Raw genomic sequence first — 22,230 nt, forward strand, 5'->3', positions numbered from 1 at the left:
GGGCCTCTTTCGAGGCCCACAACAACAATTGTTCTTAAATTTTATTCAACCAGAAGCATAATTATACTTCTATTAATATCTCCCTGGTCATCCGTGACCGTCAACTGAAATGCTAAAGAAGTATATTCCTCATCACTTTTGTTAGGAGCAATAAATGTTGTTATCGCTGCACTAGCATTTTCTAGTGAAACCTCTGGCCCACCAACTTGCTGCCATTGGTAACTAATTATAGTTCCATCTTCATCTATGGAATTAGATCCATCCAGGGTGACAAGACTATTTTGTTTTACATTTAGCGGAGTAACGATTTGCGCCTTAGGGCTAGAATTACCAACTATTCGGATCGCTAAAAACCCCACCCCGGTATAACCATCATCATCTTTCACACTAAGAGTTACCATTATCACTCTCTGTGTATCAGCAGCAATCTCAGGAGCAATAAAGCTGGCGGTTCCGTCTGGATTATTATTTATCTCCAAGCCTGACGCGCTCCAATTGTAACTTACGATTTTACCGTCTGAGTCATAGGATTCACGACCATCCAATTGAACTAACTGCCCAGGCTTGACCTCTTGAGGCTCCCCAGGCACAACTATAGGAGCCTTCAAACCCTCCGCTATAAAAGCGATTGTTCTTTTTGATTTCTGCCCACCATTATCTTCTACTTCAACCTCAAATACATAACCTTTCAGTAACCCTAATGGCCCACCAAAGACAGGAACGGTAAAAGTAGCAACCCCACGTTCAAGTTGCATTAACTCAACAGGATCACCACTCAACTGAGACCAGCGGGCACTTACAATTTCTCCATCCATATCAAAGGATTCACTGGCGTCCAGCCTGACACTTTGCCCAGCTTTTATCGTTCCGATATTCTCAACCACAATAACCGGTGCCAAGTTAGTTCCCACACGTACTGTGCTTTGATCGATACTGACAAGACCATGATCGTCCTCAACCTCAAGCTCAAAAACCAACTCTTGCACTATGCCTTTTTGCTCAGCTGGAGCAATAAAGTTCACCACCCCATCCCCCGAGTCCATCAAGCTTACAGGCGCGCCAGAAAGTTGCTTCCAATGATATGCAACAATATTTCCATCAGGATCTGAAGACTGGCTACCATCGAGCACAACCAGGGAGCCTCCACCAACAGATTGATCACCTCCAGCAATGGCTTGAGGCGGCTGATTTAATACTACCAAACTCCCTTTTAGAGTTATTAGTCCCTGTTGAGGATTAGCGATAACAATATCAATGGCCCCATCACTATTTATATCTCCCGTAGCTATACTTTGTGGATTGGAATAGTTACCAACAGGAATATTTATTTCGTATTTAGAAGCCTCCAAATTCTGGATAAAATCTCCATAAGCGGTCAGAGAAAATCCCTCCTTGGGCAGCATTAATACCCTAGCGGATTCTTTATCTTGTAATAATGTAGTTAAAATTGGTCCAGGATTATTTTGTGTGGAGAAAAAAACAGGGATTTGCAACTTACGTTCACTATCCTGAAAAAAAACTGCCAAACCGCCTCCTGCAGCGCTATCCCCAAGAGAAACAACCACATCATTGAATCCATCGCCATTGATATCTCCCGTCGAAATACCATTAGCCTGGACTTTACTACCAAAATCATAATAGGCAATTTGGCTGCTAAACGGATTAGACTCCATTACCGCCAACTTTGTACTCAGCGGTTGCTCACTGAGCATCACAATATCATCGACATAATCCCTGTTGACATCCCCCAGAGTCAGCAAAGCGGATTCATGGCCCATCACAAAACTCAGACTTCTTACCTGACCAAAGGGCTGGGGTGCCTGGCGAATACTCTCAACACCATCGCTGGTTTTACTGACCCCAACAATCTCATTGACTCCATCTCCCTTTAGATCTCCAATAGCAATATTGGTAGCATAGCTGGAGAGGTAAGTTTCTCCGGCTGTCAAACCTCCATCTTCAGTTTGTAAAAAGGTTTCAATTTTTTCACCTGCAAACCCAATAGCAATATCCTTGCGACCATCACTATTGATATCACCCACTGCGAGAGACTTCGGCAAGCTCTCTGTCTCACTGGACAGAGGGTAATTTACTGCGTCTTGTAACTGTCCAGCCTGATTCTGAAGAAAGACTTTTAATTGGAAGTCATTGTCTGGATCAAAAGCCTGGGAAGTAATAATAGCCACATCATCTCGTCCATCATTATTCAAGTCAGCTACGGTAACAGCTTCAGCTCTGGAACCTATTGAGTAAATTTCGGCAGGCTGGAATTGAGCCTCACCACTTGCATTACTGGTCAGCAGTAACACAGTAGAAGGAAGAACGAAAAACTTTGAGAGCAACTTCAATTTCACAACATATCCTTGTGTAAATTTTCTTAAATAAGCAAATTTAACTTAACACAAATTTCTGAGAGCAAATGTGATCAATTATGGAATTGATATATCCAAATTAGCCCAAAATAAGCAGACACTGGTTCCAGCTTTTAGTATGGATAATACAAATCACAATAATAATATAAGAATAAAAATAACAACTTCACTCACAAAAAAAGATAAACTTTTCTCAAGCATCTCTGCTGAATAAAACGATAAAAGTAAACAGACAGTGAAAGAAAATAAAGGCGAAAAAAAAAGCGGCCTAGGCCGCTTTTTTATTACCAACAACTCAAAATGCTAAGCGCTTTCCGAACGCCCTCTACTGGGGCGGCGTCTCGGAGCTCTCTGTGGTTTTTGGCCATCACTGCGACCCGATTCAGCGCTGCGAGCCCTGCCAGTACCGCCGGAGCGATTTCCATTGCTTCCTTTACCTGCGGTGGCATTGCTATTGCGACCACCGGTTCCACGTCCTTCTGGTTTACCGCGACCACTTCCGCGATTACCACGGCGCTCATCGCTATTGCCACGAGCATCTCGTCCGCCCTCACTATTTCGGGAACCTACAGGGCGATTACTGGCGCCAGGTTTTTGCTGGCCGCCACGCTTGGGGTTGCCAGAGGCTGGCAACTGATGATCTGGCTCAAAGTCCTCGATTTCCTCGCGGGGAATTGGCTTACCAATTAAGCGCTCGATATCGCGAAGCTGCTTAATTTCATCGGCACTAACAAGGGACACCGCTTGCCCCTGGGCGCCCGCACGTCCTGTGCGACCGATACGGTGAACATAATCTTCAGGAACATTGGGCAAGTCAAAATTTACCACCTGGGGTAATTGATCGATATCGATACCCCGTGCAGCAATGTCTGTCGCAACGAGGATCTGCACCTTGCCAGCTTTAAAATCCGCCAGAGCCCGAGTTCTGGCATTTTGGCTCTTATTACCGTGAATAGCCGCTGCCAGGATGCCATCTCCTTCGAGCTGTTTCACCAGCCGATTGGCCCCATGTTTGGTACGGCTAAATACCAGTGCTTGATGCCAGCCATTCTCTCGAATCAGGTGACTTAACAGTTTTGTTTTTCGAGCCTTATCCACAGGGTGGAGCTTCTGTCGTACTGTTTTGGTAGTGGAGTTTCGCGGGCTGACATCAATCTCCAGCGGGTCTTTCACCAGACCTTTGGCTAGCTGGCGAATCTCAGGAGAAAAGGTTGCCGAGAAGAGTAGATTCTGACGCTTGGCCGGTAAGATCCTCAGCACTCTCTTAATGTCATGGATAAAGCCCATATCCAACATGCGGTCTGCTTCATCTAAGACCAAGGCTTCCAGGCGATCAAAGCGGATTGCCCCTTGATTGTGCAGGTCCAATAGACGACCAGGGGTCGCTACTAGAATATCGGCACCGCCTCGCAGTCGGGAAATCTGGGGATTGATCTTCACGCCACCAAAAACTACCGCATGACGCATTGGCAGGTACTGGCTATAGCTCTGCACATTATCAAACACCTGTGCGGCCAGCTCGCGGGTTGGGGTGAGTACCAATGCGCGCACCTGCCCTTTTCTGGCACGCTCTCCCTGGCTTAAGCGGTGCAACAGCGGCAATGTAAAACCAGCGGTCTTACCCGTGCCCGTCTGGGCTGCAGCCATAATATCACTGCCCTTCATTACCGCCGGAATGGCCTGGGCCTGGATTGGCGTGGGCTCAGTATAGCCCTGCTCTGCAACTGCACGGGCAATCTCCTGGGCAAGGCCCAGATCTTCAAACAACATAAATAACCTCAAACTGCGCCCTGGGCGCAATCAAACACATTCGCACCACGAAGGAGCAAATAGAAAAATCGGAGTTGGCATCCAGAGCAAGTGAGGCTCGATGCACACAGCCGTCAATTCAACGGCCAGCCGGCGCGCGGCATTCAGTAGAGGGTTCCGGGAAGAATTTAGAAAAGTTCACGGGGGGATACCGGTAGATCACCGGCCTACAAATGACGCAGCTGAGAAAAATCAGCTGCAGCACTATACCATAATGAAACTGACTGTATAGTTCTCTCGGCTAAAACTGCTCTTCATAGGCATAGACAAAGGGGTTGTTGGGGACCCAGGCCAAGCGAGCGTAACATAGTTCCACGTTCGCAACTTGAGCGTCTATCTTTGTGATATCCAACCCCCGTTGCGAACCAAAGATGATGCAGCCAGGTGCTGCCGGGATACTCACAGCCATGTCAGAAAATAGCAATGTCAGTAATGAGCACCAGATAGAACTAATTACTCTCGGTAATGGGCGCAGGGTATCAATACGCCCCATCTGCCGCAGTGATAGCCAACTGGAGAAAGAACTGATAGAAGACTTATCTCCAGAAACCCGGCGAGACCGCTTTATCGGCGGCAGCTGTAAAGCCAGCCAAAAGCTGATTGAGCTACTCACCGATAACGACCATCAAGTTCATGAGGCCTTTATTGCACTCTGCACCAGCGACCATGCGCAAAGGGCCGTTGCTACCGCACATTACGCCGTAGATGCAGACGGGCTAGCCTGCGAGTGCGCAGTTGTGGTCCGCGATGATTGGCAGGGATTGGGGCTAGGTCGATTAATGTTAAAGCGCCTGATCGACTGCGCAAAAGAACAGGGCCTACAGCGAATTTATTCCATTGAGTCCGCCGACAACAAACGCGTGCAGACATTTGCCCGTTCGATGGGATTTATTTGTAAAGCCGATCCGAAAGACTACACCCTATTAACTTATACACTCGATTTGCAGGCTGGCCGACAAGCCAACGGCTTTGATACGGCCTCCAGGGAGGCCGGAATTAACCTAAATTAAATACACTCTTAATATTCATGGCGGTTAGCAAAGGTTATTTGGCTGCCGCCATCCTCTAAAAGCCGAACAATTTCCTTTTGCGAGTTCACAACCTCCCCTTACCTCATCAACTTTACCCATAGGTGACCTTCCGGTCAGCATATTCATAGATCTATTTAACTACAGGCATAGCCGATCGGGCACAACGCCAGCTGTAAAAGCTTTAAACTCTCCTAAAGCAATCAAAGAAAAAGTGAAACTTTGCTTACATAAATTTTAGAGAAATGAGCAATTGCCAAAAGTTGATTCAATTTAGCCTAACCACATGTAGTGCGCCGCTACTGATACAACCATAATTCATGGCACTTTATTTTTTTGATTAACACTAGATTTTAGTGACAATTTATGCCTATAAAAATGCAATCAATAAAACTGCTTCTGACCATATCAATTTGTTTACTTATATCATCTTGCGCAGTGAACATCAGAGATTATATTGCAAGCTCAAAAAGCTTCCCTTACGACCACGTAGTTTCAAATGAGCAGATAAAATCATGGGGATTCCATAAAAATAATTACTGTGACAAGCTAAGAAACTTATGTATTAGCTATTTCTCTGCTGCCCCCCTTGAAAAAGGTAAAATTAAATACTCCATAGAAACTGACTCTGGCAATCAAACCAGCCAAGTTAATCTATCTATAAATAAAGAAGCCCTAAACAAACATTATTCTGGGACCATCATTCTTTTACATGGATTCCGAATTTCAAAAGAATTCATGCTTCACTCAGCATTATATTTTCGCCTCCTTGGATTTCAGGTAGTTATTCCAGACCTACTCGGCCATGGTGAATCTGAAGGCCGTAAGGAATATGGGGTTGGTGATAGCGAAGTGATTAACAGGCTAATTGACGAGCTTATCCATAAAGACCTGATAGAAAGCAAAAACGTTTATCTTCTTGGAAATTCCATGGGGAGCCTTACTGCGGCGAGAATCACTCAATCTCGACAAGATATCAGCGGCCTAATATTACAAGCCCCCATGTTGGAATTTGACCAGGCTGTTTATAATTATGCCCAAGAGAATTTTCCCCTACTTAGTAGAGCATTCTCTGAAAAAGAAATAAAAACAGGAGCGTCAATGGCGCTAGAGGAAGCCAATATAAGTCTACTGGAAACACAAATTGAACCTTTACTAACCAACACTCCTGTACCCGTGCTTTTATTTGCTTCCAATACTGACCCAATTTCACCCTATGATCACTTTCAAAACCTGCATCAGGACCATATCAAAATAGTGCTCCTGAAAGATAGAAATCACCCGAGTATGGCGGTTATTGGGGAAATTGAGCATAGCGCTCTACAGGATTGGCTTCCCAAGGCAAGTAATATCACTATTCAATACCATTAAACCTGCTGGCCTAGTATAGGAAGTAGCAAGGCGAAACTCACTAGTTCGGCCTTGCTAAAAAAGACAATTAGCTATTCCTTGAAAAATATCACATTTCAGTTGAAGAAATCTTCACAAGCTAATGGGCCACTAAACTCTAGAAGCCCCTGAGGCATCTGGACAGACTCAACCAAATTTCCCTTTTTATACAAAGAGAAGTTAATATTAGCCTGCATGGATTTCATATATCTTTGCTCACCGCCAAAGATGATAACCGAGGGAAAAAGAAGTGGATAAAAGCTATTAATATCTGCTTGCGCCTCCATAATCAACTTATACTTTATTTTGTTTAGCTCAACTTTGAGACGACCGGCGCAAGCATCCAGCTCCCTTTTTACGGAGAGATTATTAAATGCTGGGTGAAAAATCAGATCATACTCATCTGAAATATATCGGCCTGCCCACATCTCAAAATTAGACTCTCCCAGTTTTGCTCCGGTAAACATATAGTAAAGTTCATCAGACAGGCCCATTGAATAGATCATTCCGGCACTGGATTCTTTGTCATACCATCCTTTATCCAGCTGTGCAAACCCCTGCCCTATTAGGGACTGACCTGCATCACTAAAGTTGTATTCAATAGGAGTCCCAACTGTATAGAGAAACCATCTTCCTCCAACTCCCGGCAGCTCTGGAATAATACCGAACGGTGTCTGACCTGGATTTAAACCATGCCAATAATGATGATGCTCCCCGGCCCAATGCATGGAAAAATTAAAGTCTGAGTGACTTACTCTAAGACCCTCCTCATCTGCCACAACGACCCCCGGAACCTCGTAATAAAAACCATCAGAGCCATCTGGATTAGACAAAATTACTTCGTCCCGGAAAATATCATATTTGACCTCAACACCGCTTCTAGGTGAAAACGCCAAGTGGATATAGGCTTTAGGTGCGGGCGCAACAAAATCAGGGGCAATATAGGTTTGGAGACTTATCTTGAAGTATCCAACATCCGGCACAGCAATATTGTAAAACCATTGTTCTGCCCAGGTTTTATCTGACGTAGGTGTATGGGCCCGGAGATCCTCCAAAGTGGTTGCCGATAGTAAGGAACTGAAAGATCCAAAAAGAAATAAAACGAATACCTGAAATATTTTTCTATAAGACACCGTTTACCCTCTTTCTTAAACTAAATGAATAGAAAACCTCACAAATTCACTACAAATCTACAGAGAGGGCATACTAACAGCATGATTACGGACAAAGCTTGAAAACAAGCAGGCTATTTTTCAGGTTGAGAAGGTGCGCACAAAAATTCAATATTGCAAACAAAAGCTGGAAGCTCCTCAGCTAAAACTCTCATCGATATTCATCCCGAAATACACCACAAAACAAGGCCGATATTCTTCATCTCAAGAAGCGGCGTAAAATACCTCTTTTTTCACTCAGGCAACGCCTAAACTGTTTGGCAATTTCCCACCGGTTACTGGTAAGGCAAATAATATGAATAAATCCATCCCTTCACGCCTTCCTCTATTCATTGATGGCGACTGGGTGCAGTCCACTACCAAGGAGTGGCTGGATGTGACAAACCCCGCCACAGGTGAGGTTTTAACCCAAGCCCCCTATACCACTGAGGCCGAACAACTCCAGGCAATCACCGCCGCCAAGCAGGGATTCATTTCTTGGCGGAACACCCCAGTTCCTACTAGAGCACGTATTATGCTCAAGTACCAAGCTCTCCTGAAAGAGCACCAAGAAGCCCTGGCCGAGATTCTCGCAGAGGAAACTGGTAAAACATTTGAAGACGCCAAGGGGGATGTTTGGCGAGGCATTGAGGTGGTTGAGCATGCCGCCAATATTGCTACCCTGCTAATGGGGGAAACCGTTGAAAACGTTGCCAGTGCTATAGATTGCTATTCCTATATTCAACCCATTGGCGTCTGCGTCGGTATTACGCCATTCAACTTTCCCGCAATGATACCGTTGTGGATGTTTCCGCTAGCGATTGCCTGTGGCAATACCTTTATTCTTAAACCTTCTGAACAAGACCCCATTACACCTTGCAAACTGGCTGAATTATTTGAGCAGGCAGGAGCACCCAAAGGGGTTCTACAAGTTATCCATGGTGGTCGCGAGCAGGTAGATTTCTTACTAAAAAATCCGGATATTAAAGCTATATCTTTTGTCGGTTCCGTGCCAGTTGGGCGCCATATCTATCAGACAGGCACTCAATATTTAAAAAGAGTACAGGCCTTTGCCGGGGCAAAAAACCATATGGTAGTGATGCCGGATGCAAATAAAAATGCCACTATTAACAATATCATCGGCTCTTCTGTAGGGGCTGCCGGTCAGCGATGTATGGCTATTTCGGTTGTGGTATTAGTGGGTGAAGCGCAAAGTTGGATTCCTGAAATACAGGATGCGATGGCAAAGATAACACCCGGGCATTGGAAGAATCCACAATCCGACTACGGCCCCTTAATTTCACCTGCTGCAAAGGAACGTGTGCTGGGTTATATCGAGACAGGCAAAAAAGAAGGGGCGGATTGCCTTCTGGATGGTTCAAAAATTACAGTGGATGGATATCCCCATGGTAACTGGGTTGGCCCTACATTATTTGCCAATGTTACTACCGAGATGTCAATTTACACTGATGAAATTTTTGGGCCAGTGTTATGTCTGGTGAATGTAGATCACCTAGATGATGCAATAAAACTGGTGAATGACTGCCCTTACGGCAATGGAACTTCCATATTCACTGCCAGCGGTGCAGCGGCACGTAAATATCAGCACGAAATTCTTGTGGGCCAGGTAGGAATCAATGTGCCTATCCCGGTTCCATTACCTTTCTTTAGTTTTACTGGCTGGCGCAGTTCATTTTATGGGGATCTCCACGCCTATGGTAAGCAGGCCGTGCGTTTTTATACCGAAACAAAAACCATCACAGCCCGCTGGTTCGATTCAGATATTGAACACGCTGAACAGGCAAATATGACGATACAGTTAAAGTAACTGCACATACCAATAAAATTTAATTTTTTGGATACTGCCATGAATAAAATCACAGCCTTCCTTGGTCTGGGGCATATGGGTGCCCCAATGGCTTTTAACTTAATCAAAGCTGGATTCCGTGTAAGAGGTTTCGATCCAGTAGAGGAGTTGCTTCAGAAATCTGTAGAACAGGGAGTTGAAAAATGTTCATCAGCAACAGAAGCGGTGAAGGGAGCAGATTTTGTTATTAGTATGTTACCCAGCAGTGCTGCGGTAGAGAGCCTTTATATTGAAAAAGATCATCTGCTGGAAGCTATCGAAGAGAGATCCTTAATTATTGATTGCTCCACAATTTCAGCAAGCAGCTCAAAACGCCTACTTAACGCCGCACGAAATAAAGGCCTTCATGCAATAGAGGCTCCTGTTTCTGGCGGAGTCAAAGGGGCCGCTGCCGCAACTCTCAGCTTTATGTGTGGCGGTGAGCACGAGGATGTCGAGCGAGCCAAAACAGTTCTACAGCATATGGGGGGCAACGTTTTTTTTGCAGGCCCTGCCGGAGCTGGGCAAACGGCAAAGATCTGCAACAATATGTTGCTGGCTATTCATATGATTGGCACCGCCGAGGCACTCCAATTGGGTGTGAATAACGGCCTAGATCCCAAAGTGCTAACCGAAATCATGGCGAAAAGCTCAGGCGCCAACTGGTCCCTACAAACTTATAATCCTTATCCCGGTGTTATGGATAGTGTGCCCGCTAGTAATCAGTATCGCGGAGGCTTTAAAGTGGGGTTGATGTGTAAGGATCTGGGGCTTGCTCAGCAAGCCGCCGACAATAGCAAAAGCTACACACCGCTCGGCTCACTGGCCAGAAATCTATTTGGCTTACACAGTCTGAAGGGCAATGAAGAACTGGATTTCTCCAGTATCCAAACAATTTTCAGGAAGGAGGCCGACCAATAGCTAGATTGTTCAGCCTCTTTCCCGATCTAACTCATCTATCGATCCTGGCCTGTAGCGGCTATCTGCACTTCTCGGATATTCACATGCTGGGGCTGGCTGTACATAAACAACGCCGTGCGAGCGATGTCCTCTGCATTAATGGCGCCACCTATGGAGGCCTTCCACTCTTCGTAAGCTTTGATAATCTCTTCAGAAGTGGTATGACTCAGTAGCTCTGTCTCCACAGCTCCTGGGCATAGGGCCATAATACGTACTCCGCTTGCGGCAACCTCTTCACGCACGGTTTCGCTAATCGCCGACACTGCGTACTTGGTTCCGCAATAGGCAGCATGATTGATAAATGTCTTCACGCCGGCAATCGAGCTGATATTGAGGATAGTACCGCGACCACGAGACTTCATATCGGCCAAAACAGCCTGCATGGAGTTCATCAAGGCGAGCACGTTGACATCAAACATCTCCCGCCACTCTTCAGCACTCTGGGTCTCTATGTTCCCCAACAACATCTTACCGGCATTGTTCACCAAACAATCTACAGGCCCATAAAGAGTCTCAGCCTCCTGAATTGCTGCAGATAACGCAGCAGGATCGGTGACATCGACCTGTCTGCAGAGGGTGTTCGGTAAATTCATCGCTTCTAATTTTTCCAAACGACGCGCCAATAGCAACAACGGATGCCCGGCATCCGACATATGCTGAGCTATTGATGCTCCAATTCCAGAGCTGGCACCTGTTATTACAATCAATGGCTTAGACATACTGACTCTCTCTTCTGCAATCAATGATTAAAGACTACGGGATAACCCTTTTGTATCGGCAGTATAGAATTTAGAATTACGTCTATTAACTCAACTAATGTGAAATCATTGTTTGGAATCAATGAACAATATCTCTTGGCGAGCCATACGCGCCTTTATTGCTGTGGCTGAGCGGGGCAGTTTTACTGCTGCTGCGGATCATACAGGTTTCTCCAAAGCTACACTCAGCCAACAAGTCTCCGAATTAGAGTCCACCCTGGGTGTTCAACTGTTACACCGCACTACCCGCAAGCTGCGACTTACTGAGGTCGGTGAAGGCTATTACCAGCGATGCAAGCAGGCAATACAGCAACTAGATAGTGCCGCAGAGTGGGCAACACATGCCAAAGAGGAAATAAAGGGGAAAATTCGTATCAATGCGGTGGGTGGGATTATCGGCGAGGAGATCATTGCCCCCCTAGTCATTAAGTTTCAGAAAACTTATCCCGAAATACAAATACAGCTGGATTTTTCCAGTGTGCGTGTCGATCTCATTGAAGATCGTTACGATTTAGTAATACGTATGGGGCAGCTGCCAGATTCCACCCTCGTAATACGCAAACTGCACAGTATCAAAACCCGCTATGTTGCGAGCCCGGATTTTATCAAAATGCGTGGCCCAATTCTAAAGCCCATGGACCTCTCGAAAGTACCCCTAATTTACGGCAGTGTTAACCAGTGGGTGCTAACGCGTGGTAAGACCAGGCATAAGATTGAGGTGGAACAGGGTATCAAACTGGTTAGCGGCCGGGCGATGCACCTTGCAGCACTGACAGGACTTGGTGTAACTCGCCTGGCAGACATCTACGTCCAGGCAGATATCGAAAAAGGTAAATTACAGGAAATTTTGCCTGGGTGGTCAGAATCCACCCAGCTCTCTATGGTTTGCCCCCCGCTGCGCCATCAATTAGTTCGCGTACGTAGCCTGATGCAATGGCTAAAAGACCACTTTTCCAAAGAATATGGACAGCTACTGAAAAGGGAACCAGCAGAAGACTAATAAACAATAAAAGATATGAACCTATATACAGTAATGCTTACAAACACTAAGCAATTTCATCCGTCCTTTCCTGCTCTTTTTTCAAAATGTCTGCGGGGCTTTCAGCGCTGTTACTATACTCAGGTTCTACCACTTCTTGCCTTTCAGTATTAATGAACGGGTAAATACAAAAGACCAGTGCCAGGAGTACCCAAAAAGCCGTTGCCTGTGCCATAGGCACAGTTAAATAAAGCCAAAATACCTTTTCACCTTTTAGCGCTGCATTAATATAGACCGCTGAGCCACCAAACCCCACCAATACGGGGCTTATATAGGGAATAAAGTTGATCCAGTACCCCTTTAAATCCTTGGCCATACGCTCACACCAGCGAACCATAAAAGGCAAAGGAAAATTAGCAAGAATGATTCCCAGTAAAACTTCAAGAAGCCCAACATTCCAGCCCAAGAGGAAGGCCAGATAAGCAAAGACCAGTATATTCAGGGTAATGCAGAACCATAAAACACCACGAAAATAAGCCACGCTATAAATCCCTTTTAAAAAATCTTCTGATTATTGATCATATCACCATTAGCTCCCAATATCCTTGAGAGAGAAAAAACCATAGAGTTAATCTTATACATTGAATAAAAATATTATTAGACTATCTAGAACAACCCAGGCAAGGATCCTTGCAGCTGTTCAATAGCATCCAGCTCTTCTTCTGTTAAGGCTTTATAACCCCGCAAATAGGGCCAACCATAGCCCCAACGGAATGAGGTTGGCAAGAATAGCGTCCCGCCAACTCTAACCCCTACCAGCAACAACAACGCAATTTCCCTCTCCCCAGTTTTGGCAACACAAACTTCTAGGTCACAATCAGCCTCTTGCCGCTGAGAATAGCTTTCCCCCTTCCAATAGGCATGATCATGGGCATAGCAGCAATCAAGCCATAACTCACTCTGTTCAAGAGTGCCATCAGGAAAGATACTGCAACCATCGGAATGAAACTCCTGTATCTCCACAGCGGACAAGGGAATCACTTTTTACTGACTGCATTGGGTAAAACTAAATCTACTGGCTTTCTAGAATTTACATAATCACGGAATTCAGGAGCTACATATTCAGATCGCAACTCCCATATCCTCTTAAAGGGAATCATCGATAAATATGCAGTATATTGACGAGTCATTGAGTCCCAGATAGTAAAATCCAGCCTGTTTGCCTTATATTGAAAATAGGCCTCCTCTCAAATTTTAAAAAAACGATATACAAAACCAATGATTCTCAAAGTGTCAGCACTAGATAACGAATCAAAATCCTTCATCGCCTTCGCAAAAACATCTGCCATCGGACCTTCACAAATTGCCGCCACAGCTTCTCGATGAGCAATAGATATCTCATGCATAGAAGCAATTTTGGATTCTTTATTCTGAACTCTTATTAAAGTAGCAAGATAGACTAAGGACGCGACAACTGCGAAGGCTCCAACAAGCTCGCCAACGGCACTTAAAGTATCCCACACCATAATCCGACTCTACCCCATCGAACAAGACGGTAATTTAAATAACTTTTAGAACCAACTCTTAGCTCTTACAGGTATACCAACAGATAACGCTCTACTACCAAAAGTATACAATCACCTAACTTAGAACGTTTATTTCCTCTTTATAGGCGTCTGGAAGACTGACAACCTCTAAGAAAACATGAAGATGGTTAACGTATCCAAAACTCTAATATTGTTGTCATCTAACAGATCTCACCAATCAGAAACAAATATTTATACGCCTGAGCACCCTATATACAACCAGCCAACGACATAACCTTTAAATAAAAGAAAAAATAATCCCCCCACCATTAAATTTCAGAGATTTCAAATTAGTAAGTAAAAGTATCCACCAAGGATAAAGCGAGAAGGAAGAGGTGAAACATATCAACCTAAAAAAATCGCGGCATATTTGTTAAACATATTTCTATGCCGACAGAAAATAAGAGAGGAGAATGAAAGATGAGTTGTGAGCGAAATGCAAAGGCATCTCGCTCAGTTGCAGCTACCTAGTTAAGAATTTTCTTCACGTGCCTTCTAATTTTTCTGTGTACATTTCTATCATCAGCGATAGAACTCAGGAATTCCTTGTACTCACTTTTATTAACCGTACCTAGAGCTTTGCAATACCAGGCAAGTGTATCGATATGTAGTTTGTCTACAGGCTGCCTAACATCCTTTTCTACTGCCCTGTAAAACCACTCCTGAATTACGGTTTCAGCAGCTCCATCGCGGACAACTTCCTCAGCGGCAAACCGCTGCATGATCATATCGTTACTATTGAGCAAATTTAGTAAGCGTGTAGTATGCAAGCTATTAGTAGCTACATGGCCTTCCATATTCTGCATCAATGCATTGCGCTTTTGATAAAAACTAAACTTGGTCAGCACATGCTTCGCTCGATTTCTAATCGCACGATTACCACTTTCACGCATTATCTTATTGATAGTGGGTGAATATTTTGTATTCCCAGATGATGAAAGTGTACGTAACAAATTGACGATTTCACTAATCACTTTCTCATCACGTTGAGCAACTGTCATATTCGCCTGGTGTTTTTCCAGGAGAACCTGTTCAGCCGCATCAAATAAACGTTCATCACTTAATCCAGATCCTGTAATACGATTAGCAGTTTTAGTTAAGACAAAGTTATCTTCGCCTTTTAGTTCTGCTATAAAACTATCTATCTCCTGATTAAGTAAAGACTGAATATCTTTTGCCAACCCGGTTAAAGGAGAAACGAAAAAAATAAAAAAGATAAATAAATGGGTTAATTTCACAAAATACCTTCCATAGAGCTTTAAATTGTTGCCCTAGTAAACTAAGGCAACCTAAGAAAAATAGATCAGAGATTAATTAGGGCTTAACCCACTTCAGCCAGATTCCCTTTACTTTCCAGCCACTGCTTGCGATCCCCGGCACGCTTCTTGGCCAAGAGCATATCCAAAAGCTGATTGCTGTCATCGCCGGCATCAATATACAGTTGCACCAGACGGCGGGTATTGGGGTCCATGGTGGTTTCACGCAACTGCATGGGGTTCATTTCACCCAGACCTTTAAAGCGGGTCACCTGTATTTTGCCCTTTTTCTTTTCTGCGCTTATACGATCGAGGATACCCTGCTTCTCCGACTCATCCAGCGCATAGTAAACATCTTTACCGATGTCTATACGGAACAGTGGCGGCATGGCGACATAGACATGACCGTTAGTTACCAGCGGACGGAAGTGACGTAAGAACAGAGCGCAGAGTAGTGTGGCGATGTGTAGGCCATCGGAGTCGGCATCGGCGAGGATACAGATTTTGTTGTAGCGCAGCCCTTCCAGATTGTCACTGCCTGGATCAACACCCAGCGCCACGGCAATATCGTGCACTTCCTGGCTGGCGAGAATCTCTGCGGAATCCACTTCCCAAGTATTCAGGATTTTACCGCGCAGCGGCATGATGGCCTGGAACTCGCGATCCCGCGCTTGCTTGGCGGAACCACCAGCGGAGTCCCCCTCCACCAGAAAGAGTTCGGAGCGGGAGGTATCGGCACTGGAACAGTCCGCCAACTTGCCCGGCAGCGCGGGCCCCTGAGTGACTTTCTTGCGCGCGACTTTTTTTGCTGAGCGCATTCGTTTTTGTGCATTACCAATGCACAACTCGGCAAGCTTATCACCCTCTTCCGTATGTTGGTTCAGCCACAGGCTGAACGCATCCTTGGCCACACCAGAAATAAACGCGGTGGCCTCACGGGAGGAAAGGCGTTCTTTTGTCTGCCCGGAAAACTGCGGGTCTGCCAGTTTGGCGGAGAGTACGTAAGAGCACTGCCCCCAGATATCCTCAGGGCCCAACTTAATACCGCGGGGTAATAAATTGCGGATCTCGCAGTACTCACGCATGGCATCCAGAAGACCCGCACGCAGCCCATTTACGTGGGTACCGCCCTGGGCGGTAGGGATCAAGTTAACGTAGGATTCGGCGGTAATCTCACCGCCCTCCGGCAGCCATTGCACTGCCCAGTCTGCCGCTTCGGTAGAAGCGGCAAAGCTACCCACAAAGGGCTCGACCGGCAAGATTTCCCAGCCTTGATTGGCAGCGGCGAGGTAGTCTTTGAGACCGTCCTCGTAGTACCACTCGTCAGATTCACCATCCTGCTCATTAATAAAAGTGACCGTCAGGCCGGGGCACAATACCGCCTTGGCGCGCAATAGGTGACGCAGTCGCACCACGGAGAATTTTGCGGAATCAAAATACTTGGGGTCGGGCAGAAAGCGTACACTGGTGCCTGTGGTGCGCTTGGCACAATTACCGACAACCTCAAGATCCGAGGCCTTTTCCCCATCTTTGAAACCGATACGGTGCACCTTACCATCCCGCTGGATGGTCACTTCCAACACTTTGGAAAGAGCGTTTACTACAGAAACACCCACACCGTGTAGACCACCGGAAAACTGGTAATTTTTGTTGGAGAACTTACCACCAGCGTGCAGGGTGGAAAGAATCACTTCAACACCAGGGCGCCCCTGTTCCGGGTGAATATCCACCGGCATACCGCGACCGTTATCGCTAACCGAGAGCGATTGGTCTTTGTGCAATACCACTTCAATTTTTTTCGCGTGCCCGGCAAGCGCTTCGTCGACACTGTTGTCGATCACTTCCTGGGCGAGGTGGTTGGGGCGGGTGGTATCTGTGTACATGCCCGGGCGCTTTCGCACCGGGTCCAGCCCTGTGAGTACCTCAATATCTTCGGCGGAATAATTGGCCATAATTTTTATAAATTACTGCTGGTTAAATAGAAATTCGACAATGGGATCGCAGTAACGCGCGAAGCCCTGAAAGCTGTGATCGCCCCCCTCCTCGACAGTTTGACGTTGCCCTTGATAGAAAGACTCTGCATCGCGGTAATCGAGGGTTTCATCGCCTCGCTGTGCCAAAAGCCAATAGCGGCTCAGCAGTGGACTGGGTATCTCTGCTTCCAATTGCGCCATGGTATCAACGTCCGCACCGCTTAGGCGATACTCCTGGGACTCACCACTGTAGGGTTGTAACACCTGGCCGACGTAGGCCGGCATAAAGCGAGATGGGCGAACGGCCGGATTGATCAGCACCGCTGGCAAATGGTAGCGCTCGCCTAGGTAGGTACACCAGAATCCCCCCATAGAGCTACCAACCAATCCTATGGGGCCGCAGTTGTCTGAGCCAAGGAAGCCATCCAATAGCCGCAGTAATGATTGCTGAGCATTTCCTGGATAGGGAGAGACCTGTGGTGCACAGAAAATGATCTGTGGGTGATTGGCAGCCAGCCGGTCCCGCATCAGCTGGCATTTAAAAGACTGAGGCGATGAAAGAAAGCCGTGCAGGTAGATCAGCAGCGGCCTTCCGTTGAGATTTTGTGTTTGCATAGTCGGGGATTATAGCGCCCCACGGCAGCGATGGGGTTGGTCTCCTCACAGTTCCTGCTCTTCTCAGGGACCGATTACAGCAGCGATCTGTTCAAGCTAGCAAAAGCCCGGCGAATATCCACACGCATATCTGACCAAAAGGTAACACTGGTGAAACGTTCCAGCCGTCCACCCGGCCCAGAGGAACCGAGATTCTCACCAATATCCCGCCGATCGCGAAAATGCATTACTGCACTGCCGTTACGATCGTACAAAGTACCTACCAGCTGTGCGTAGGCGCTCTGCTCTGTATAGACACGCCAAGTCCAGGGAGATGGATCGAGCGGTGCAGCCAGGGAAAAATCTTGCAGTGACAGGGATAAGGTGTAGTCGGCTTCCGCCTGCTCCGACACTTGCTGGGCATTGCGCGGTTTTAGCAGCTTATTACTAAAGCTCTGCGCCAACAGTGTATTCAAACGCTGTAGATCCCTCTGATCCAGCTCGTAATCTTTTTCCCGATATTGGCGCCTGGGCAAGGAAGAGAATCGCTTGGTGTAGTCAATTTGAACCGGTGCGATATAAACCTTAGCGCCATTGAGATCCAAGGCGAAAGCTGCCGCGACTTCATCGAGCTGGCTGGGGCGTGCTTCCAGGCCATCGCTACGATCCTGTAAAGTGGACTGCTGACTACAAGCCGTAATCAATAATAAAATTGCGAGGAGAGGTATAGAAAATAATTGTTGCATTTACAAGCTCCTGAATTTTCGAAAAATATCCATTCGGCGAGAGGCTCCAATCACATTATCTATCACCGTTAGGATTCAAACCTCGGCAATTCTAGAAACCACACTTGAATACTTTATTGGCTCACCTTTCACCACGCTTTTCCCATATTCAAAAATCACCGCTCAATACAGGTAATCTCATTGTACGGGGAGGATAGGGGAAAAACACAAGGGATTGGTTAAGAATGGTTTTATTTGGTTTTTTGCTAAAAAGAGAGGGGAAAATACATTGTGCTCAGGTCGCACAAAATAGGAATGGTTGTTACCAATAGGCAGTGATCTGTTTGCTGCCTATTCAGAAAGTAATGCATTCTTTACTGGGGAGCCAATAGCAAGAAGGAAGACTTGAGAGCTTTAGTGAAAGTACCGCTGCGAATTCGCAGCGGTTTGACTTAAATCAATAACCGGATGAGGCGAGATCGACACAATACTTGGAGATAGCCACCCGCTCCACACCGGTTTCGTAGGAGCCATCGCTATACAGTTCAAACCAGCGGTAGCCGGGCATCTCTTCGTCGACAGCGAAGGGGCCACTGCCGGGAGTAAACTGTACCGAAGTAGAGGGAGTGGCATGCAGACCGAGATGGCCTCGGTTGCTGTCAAACTGCTGGTGTACATGCCCCCAAACCAGGGCTTTTACCTGGGGAGCCTGATCAACTATTTGCAAAAATGTCTCACAGCCCTCACGCAGCATATGGCCATCAATCCACTTACTCCCCACAGGGACCGGCTGGTGATGCATCATAATAATCACCGGATGATCGCGAGTCTCCCAAAGGAGCAACTGAAGGCGCTCCAGTTTCGCGCTGTCCAAGCCACCACAAATCTGCCCTGTCACACTGGTATCCAACAGCAGCAGGCGCCAATCCCCCAAGGAGACCAAATCGATACAGCGATTGGGGGCCAGTTTTTTCATGCGGGCACTCACATCGTGATTGCCGGGCAGCCAGTACCAGGGCATGGAAAGTATGCGGGTCTTTTCTAAGAACCGGCAGTAGGATGCCTCAGAACCATTGGCGCTGATATCGCCAGTGGCGACCAGAGCCCGGGCATGGGGCTGCCGGCTTTGGAGAGAGGTCAAAACTTCATCGAGGGTGTGGCCGGTATCCAGACCCAATAATTGATAATCGGGCCTGCTGCCGATATGTGGATCTGTGATCTGGATAAGACGGTGCGAAGTCACCCCCAGGGGTGAATCCGACTTGTTGTGCTCGCGAATCACTTGCTCACCTTGTGTTCACATCCGTGTGTTCTGCAGCAGAATTAAAATCTCTGGCCATCCAACACCAGTTCAAATTCTGCACGACCATTTGCAAGACAGTACTCCAACCATTCACCAAGGAAGCGATTGGCTTGGGGTCTCTCATCTGCATGCTGCATACGGGGATTGGGGTAGGCGGTATCCACTCCTTTACCACCCACCGGCCCGCGACCATTGGCTTTAATCACCTCCGCCATACACGCATCGTGGTAGAGGCGTACAGTCAAGTCGGGAGGTTCCAGCCATTGGCACTCGTTAAGATTTACCTCCGCCGCCAGAGACACCTCCGTGGTATATCTGGAGCGCTCCACTACTCTCAACACCAGAGTGCCGCCGGGCAACTGGTAGCGCCAAAGCGCTCTTTGTGAAAGCTCAGGCAACAATTTGCTCAAGCGCAGGTAGTTGGCGTCACAATCGGCATGATAAGACGGTAGATCGACTCGATACACCGCCCTAGCGTTGCCATTTGGCGACATTTTCAACTTCCGTTGCTGCCGCGCCTTCGCTTCTCCCAGTAGAGCCATTATCAACACTCCAATTCATTGGCCGCCGTGACTCAGATCTCAGTTTGCTCTATACGCAGGTAACATTGCGCAACGCAAGTGACCGTCAGGCAGTTGGCCTGTGTTTTGTTAATTTTGCCCGGTTCAACTGCAGCCACTGCATACAAATAATGGTGGCCGAATTATCGATAGGGTTCTCTCCTGGAGCATAGTCCCCCGCCATGGCGGCGAGTACCGAGTCCCTGGAAAACACCCGCAAGCGGATATCTTCGTTTTCCTGCTCCAAACCAAAGTAACCTTCCGCACAGTTCAAGTCCACCAGCGCACAGTACAGGTGTAGCCGTTCGGAGCTCCCGCCAACACTGGGCATATAACTGTGGATAAAGTGCAATTCCTGCACTTTGAGCCCCGCTTCCTCCAATACTTCACGCCGAGCTACATCTTTTAGGTCTTCCCCGGCTTCCACCATGCCGGCCACCACTTCCAGACACCAGGGGCCTGCCGGCCGCTCTAGGGCGCCAATACGAAACTGCTCGGTAAGCGCAACAAGGTCTCGCTCAGGGTCGTAGAGCAATACCCCTACTGCCGGACCGCGTACAAACAGCTCCCGGGTAAAGATTTCACTCCAGCCACCACGAAAAAGGCGATGGCGCAGCCGTAGCCGCAACATGGAAAAAAATCCCTTATAAACCGTTTCCCTGGAAACAACTTCTACAGAATCTGCGGAAAACTCTGGGGACAACCCCTTTTGACTCTTCATTTTTGACATTAGTTCGCTGACCTTCTGCGCGAGTGGGGTCTGCATACTCGAACACTATATGACCGGGATGCAGCTGTTATACTCTGCGCCCACCGTACCAGCCTCTCTAGCAAGCGGCCATACGTAATATCTTCCTGGATTTTTTTAGAGACCGCACCACCATGAGAGTGCTCAATATCGCCTACCAGCAACTGCGCCGTTACGGTAAGACGCGGGTTAGCTGGGCACAGAAACTGACTTTTGGCCTGATCAAAAACGATCACTATACGCAGGTGTTCAGCGACCGGGATGTGGCAGCCTTCGAAGCGCCCTTCGGAATCCGCGACCTAGGGGTGAGCAAAGCCAATCGCCGCCTGTTAGAAACGGTTGAAGCATTTGAGCCCGACCTGATCATCGCCGGCCACTGTGACATGATCAGTAACGACACCCTGAAGGCGATCAAGCAACAACAGCCCAATTGCCTAATCGCACACTGCAATAACGATCCACTGTTCGTGCCCAGCAATGTTGAGCGTATCAAACATCGCGCCGAAGTGGCCGATGCCATCTTCGTCTCCACCGGCCGTCGCGAGCTGAGTATTTTTGAGGGCATTAACGCCCGGGTTTACCATATGCCCAACCCGGTCGAACCCTCTATCGAAAACCTCAATAATGCCGAACGCACTGATCTGTCTATTGATCTGCTGTTTTGTAGCAACAGCAATAATTTCACCAAGCGCCTGCAAATGGTGAAAAATCTCAAGGATACCCTGGGAGATTCACTGAACTTCAAAACCTTCGGCAGCTTTGGTGAAGCGCCAGTATGGGGACGAGACTACGATCGCGCACTCGCGCAAACTAAAATGGGACTAAATTTTAATCGCCAAGACACCCATTACTGGTACTCTTCTGCGCGAATGGCCCAGCTTGCCGGTAATGGTATTTTGCAATTCACCAGTGACAAGCTGCACTTCGACGAACTATTGCCCCCAGAGAGCGTGGTTTACTTTTCTGATGAGCAGGACCTGTTGGAAAAAATCCGCGAGTTTCATAGCGACGATGCCAAGCGCCGTGCTTGGGCAGCTAAAGCCCGGGAATTTTTCCACACCGAAATGAACTCGAAGCTTTACGCCCAATACATTGTTGAGGCCACCAGCCTGCAACCCTTTAGTCACGATTACGCCTGGGCCCGTGATGTCAATCTGGATGGCACACTGAAATAACGGGTCACCGAAAGAATT

General features: G+C 47.1%; 20 protein-coding genes. 6 read left to right on the forward strand and 14 right to left on the reverse strand.

The genetic code is table 11. The features are described from left to right. Positions 1–41: 41 nt before the first annotated feature. Together ACJJI0_RS13140 and ACJJI0_RS13145 are read right to left on the reverse strand one after the other, a co-directional pair. Positions 42–2,354, reverse strand: coding sequence for an FG-GAP repeat domain-containing protein (locus tag ACJJI0_RS13140; protein ID WP_444882945.1), 2,313 nt, complete (start codon positions 2,352–2,354; stop codon positions 42–44). 321 nt (positions 2,355–2,675) lie between these two features. Continuing rightward, positions 2,676–4,142 (reverse strand): DEAD/DEAH box helicase, encoded by a 1,467-nt coding sequence (locus ACJJI0_RS13145; RefSeq protein WP_444882946.1) that lies wholly within the window; start codon positions 4,140–4,142, stop codon positions 2,676–2,678. Between the two features lie 446 nt (positions 4,143–4,588). Here ACJJI0_RS13145 and ACJJI0_RS13150 point away from each other — a divergent pair, with 446 nt between their 5' ends. Together ACJJI0_RS13150 and ACJJI0_RS13155 are read left to right on the forward strand one after the other, a co-directional pair. Next, positions 4,589–5,191, forward strand: a complete 603-nt coding sequence (locus ACJJI0_RS13150; RefSeq protein WP_444882947.1) for a GNAT family N-acetyltransferase — start codon at positions 4,589–4,591, stop codon at positions 5,189–5,191. Between the two features lie 384 nt (positions 5,192–5,575). Next, a complete protein-coding gene (locus ACJJI0_RS13155; protein WP_444882948.1) occupies positions 5,576–6,580 on the forward strand; it encodes an alpha/beta hydrolase in 1,005 nt (334 codons plus the stop codon). A 95-nt stretch (positions 6,581–6,675) separates the two neighbouring features. Here the strand turns inward: ACJJI0_RS13155 and ACJJI0_RS13160 are convergent, their stop codons facing one another. Further along, positions 6,676–7,731, reverse strand: a complete 1,056-nt coding sequence (locus ACJJI0_RS13160) for a hypothetical protein (RefSeq protein ID WP_444882949.1) — start codon at positions 7,729–7,731, stop codon at positions 6,676–6,678. Between the two features lie 334 nt (positions 7,732–8,065). Between ACJJI0_RS13160 and ACJJI0_RS13165 the strand changes: the two genes are divergently transcribed. Further along, a complete protein-coding gene (locus tag ACJJI0_RS13165; RefSeq protein ID WP_444882950.1) occupies positions 8,066–9,577 on the forward strand; it encodes a CoA-acylating methylmalonate-semialdehyde dehydrogenase in 1,512 nt (503 codons plus the stop codon). A 39-nt stretch (positions 9,578–9,616) separates the two neighbouring features. Beyond that, positions 9,617–10,516: a 3-hydroxyisobutyrate dehydrogenase gene (gene mmsB / locus ACJJI0_RS13170; RefSeq protein ID WP_444882951.1), complete on the forward strand. Its 900-nt coding sequence runs from the start codon at positions 9,617–9,619 to the stop codon at positions 10,514–10,516. A gap of 35 nt (positions 10,517–10,551) precedes the next feature. On the opposite strand, the gene ACJJI0_RS13175 is transcribed toward mmsB, so the two are convergent. After that, the gene (locus ACJJI0_RS13175) at positions 10,552–11,274 is read right to left on the reverse strand and encodes an SDR family oxidoreductase (protein WP_444882952.1); all 723 of its coding nucleotides are present in this window, start codon (positions 11,272–11,274) and stop codon (positions 10,552–10,554) included. A 121-nt stretch (positions 11,275–11,395) separates the two neighbouring features. Here ACJJI0_RS13175 and ACJJI0_RS13180 point away from each other — a divergent pair, with 121 nt between their 5' ends. Further along, positions 11,396–12,313 (forward strand): LysR family transcriptional regulator, encoded by a 918-nt coding sequence (locus tag ACJJI0_RS13180; protein WP_444882953.1) that lies wholly within the window; start codon positions 11,396–11,398, stop codon positions 12,311–12,313. Between the two features lie 46 nt (positions 12,314–12,359). Here ACJJI0_RS13180 and ACJJI0_RS13185 read toward each other — a convergent pair whose 3' ends face one another. The 10 genes from ACJJI0_RS13185 to ACJJI0_RS13230 all read right to left on the reverse strand — a co-directional run bounded on the left by ACJJI0_RS13185 (position 12,360) and on the right by ACJJI0_RS13230 (position 21,055). Next, the gene (locus tag ACJJI0_RS13185) at positions 12,360–12,833 is read right to left on the reverse strand and encodes a hypothetical protein (RefSeq protein ID WP_444882954.1); all 474 of its coding nucleotides are present in this window, start codon (positions 12,831–12,833) and stop codon (positions 12,360–12,362) included. 125 nt (positions 12,834–12,958) lie between these two features. Next, positions 12,959–13,333, reverse strand: a complete 375-nt coding sequence (locus ACJJI0_RS13190) for an FAD-binding oxidoreductase (RefSeq protein WP_444882955.1) — start codon at positions 13,331–13,333, stop codon at positions 12,959–12,961. A gap of 206 nt (positions 13,334–13,539) precedes the next feature. After that, positions 13,540–13,818 (reverse strand): hypothetical protein, encoded by a 279-nt coding sequence (locus ACJJI0_RS13195; RefSeq protein WP_444882956.1) that lies wholly within the window; start codon positions 13,816–13,818, stop codon positions 13,540–13,542. 527 nt (positions 13,819–14,345) lie between these two features. After that, positions 14,346–15,116 carry a hypothetical protein gene (locus ACJJI0_RS13200; protein WP_444882957.1) on the reverse strand — a complete coding sequence of 257 codons (771 nt, stop codon included), beginning with the start codon at positions 15,114–15,116 and terminating at the stop codon, positions 14,346–14,348. An 83-nt stretch (positions 15,117–15,199) separates the two neighbouring features. Then, entirely contained in the window at positions 15,200–17,086 is a 1,887-nt protein-coding gene (gene parE, locus ACJJI0_RS13205; protein WP_286036993.1) for a DNA topoisomerase IV subunit B, read from the reverse strand. 12 nt (positions 17,087–17,098) lie between these two features. After that, positions 17,099–17,722 (reverse strand): YqiA/YcfP family alpha/beta fold hydrolase, encoded by a 624-nt coding sequence (locus tag ACJJI0_RS13210; RefSeq protein ID WP_444882958.1) that lies wholly within the window; start codon positions 17,720–17,722, stop codon positions 17,099–17,101. 74 nt (positions 17,723–17,796) lie between these two features. Then, positions 17,797–18,447 carry a hypothetical protein gene (locus ACJJI0_RS13215; protein WP_444882959.1) on the reverse strand — a complete coding sequence of 217 codons (651 nt, stop codon included), beginning with the start codon at positions 18,445–18,447 and terminating at the stop codon, positions 17,797–17,799. A 436-nt stretch (positions 18,448–18,883) separates the two neighbouring features. Further along, complete coding sequence (locus ACJJI0_RS13220; RefSeq protein ID WP_252083544.1) at positions 18,884–19,708, reverse strand: phosphodiesterase; 825 nt, start codon at positions 19,706–19,708, stop codon at positions 18,884–18,886. A 41-nt stretch (positions 19,709–19,749) separates the two neighbouring features. Next, positions 19,750–20,271 (reverse strand): DUF1249 domain-containing protein, encoded by a 522-nt coding sequence (locus tag ACJJI0_RS13225; protein WP_444882960.1) that lies wholly within the window; start codon positions 20,269–20,271, stop codon positions 19,750–19,752. Between the two features lie 85 nt (positions 20,272–20,356). Next, complete coding sequence (locus ACJJI0_RS13230; RefSeq protein WP_444882961.1) at positions 20,357–21,055, reverse strand: NUDIX domain-containing protein; 699 nt, start codon at positions 21,053–21,055, stop codon at positions 20,357–20,359. Positions 21,056–21,171: 116 nt separating this feature from the next. On the opposite strand from ACJJI0_RS13230, the gene ACJJI0_RS13235 reads away from it, so the two are divergent. Continuing rightward, positions 21,172–22,212: a glycosyltransferase family protein gene (locus ACJJI0_RS13235; RefSeq protein ID WP_444882962.1), complete on the forward strand. Its 1,041-nt coding sequence runs from the start codon at positions 21,172–21,174 to the stop codon at positions 22,210–22,212. Positions 22,213–22,230: the final 18 nt, after the last annotated feature.

The organism is Microbulbifer mixtoriginis (SeqCode) (genome assembly GCF_052466695.1).

Bases quoted from the DNA above. Each gene is read 5' to 3' on its own strand.
- ACJJI0_RS13235 (WP_444882962.1), top strand. From the start codon at position 21,172: ATGAGAGTGCTCAATATCGCCTACCAGCAACTGCGCCGTTACGGTAAG.
- ACJJI0_RS13150 (WP_444882947.1), top strand. From the start codon at position 4,589: ATGTCAGAAAATAGCAATGTCAGTAATGAGCACCAGATAGAACTAATT.
- ACJJI0_RS13180 (WP_444882953.1), top strand. From the start codon at position 11,396: ATGAACAATATCTCTTGGCGAGCCATACGCGCCTTTATTGCTGTGGCT.
- ACJJI0_RS13210 (WP_444882958.1), bottom strand. From the start codon at position 17,722: ATGCAAACACAAAATCTCAACGGAAGGCCGCTGCTGATCTACCTGCAC.
- ACJJI0_RS13175 (WP_444882952.1), bottom strand. From the start codon at position 11,274: ATGTCTAAGCCATTGATTGTAATAACAGGTGCCAGCTCTGGAATTGGA.
- ACJJI0_RS13165 (WP_444882950.1), top strand. From the start codon at position 8,066: ATGAATAAATCCATCCCTTCACGCCTTCCTCTATTCATTGATGGCGAC.
- ACJJI0_RS13230 (WP_444882961.1), bottom strand. From the start codon at position 21,055: ATGCAGACCCCACTCGCGCAGAAGGTCAGCGAACTAATGTCAAAAATG.
- parE (WP_286036993.1), bottom strand. From the start codon at position 17,086: ATGGCCAATTATTCCGCCGAAGATATTGAGGTACTCACAGGGCTGGAC.
- ACJJI0_RS13145 (WP_444882946.1), bottom strand. From the start codon at position 4,142: ATGTTGTTTGAAGATCTGGGCCTTGCCCAGGAGATTGCCCGTGCAGTT.
- ACJJI0_RS13215 (WP_444882959.1), bottom strand. From the start codon at position 18,447: ATGCAACAATTATTTTCTATACCTCTCCTCGCAATTTTATTATTGATT.
- ACJJI0_RS13225 (WP_444882960.1), bottom strand. From the start codon at position 20,271: ATGGCTCTACTGGGAGAAGCGAAGGCGCGGCAGCAACGGAAGTTGAAA.
- ACJJI0_RS13195 (WP_444882956.1), bottom strand. From the start codon at position 13,818: ATGGTGTGGGATACTTTAAGTGCCGTTGGCGAGCTTGTTGGAGCCTTC.
- mmsB (WP_444882951.1), top strand. From the start codon at position 9,617: ATGAATAAAATCACAGCCTTCCTTGGTCTGGGGCATATGGGTGCCCCA.
- ACJJI0_RS13155 (WP_444882948.1), top strand. From the start codon at position 5,576: ATGCCTATAAAAATGCAATCAATAAAACTGCTTCTGACCATATCAATT.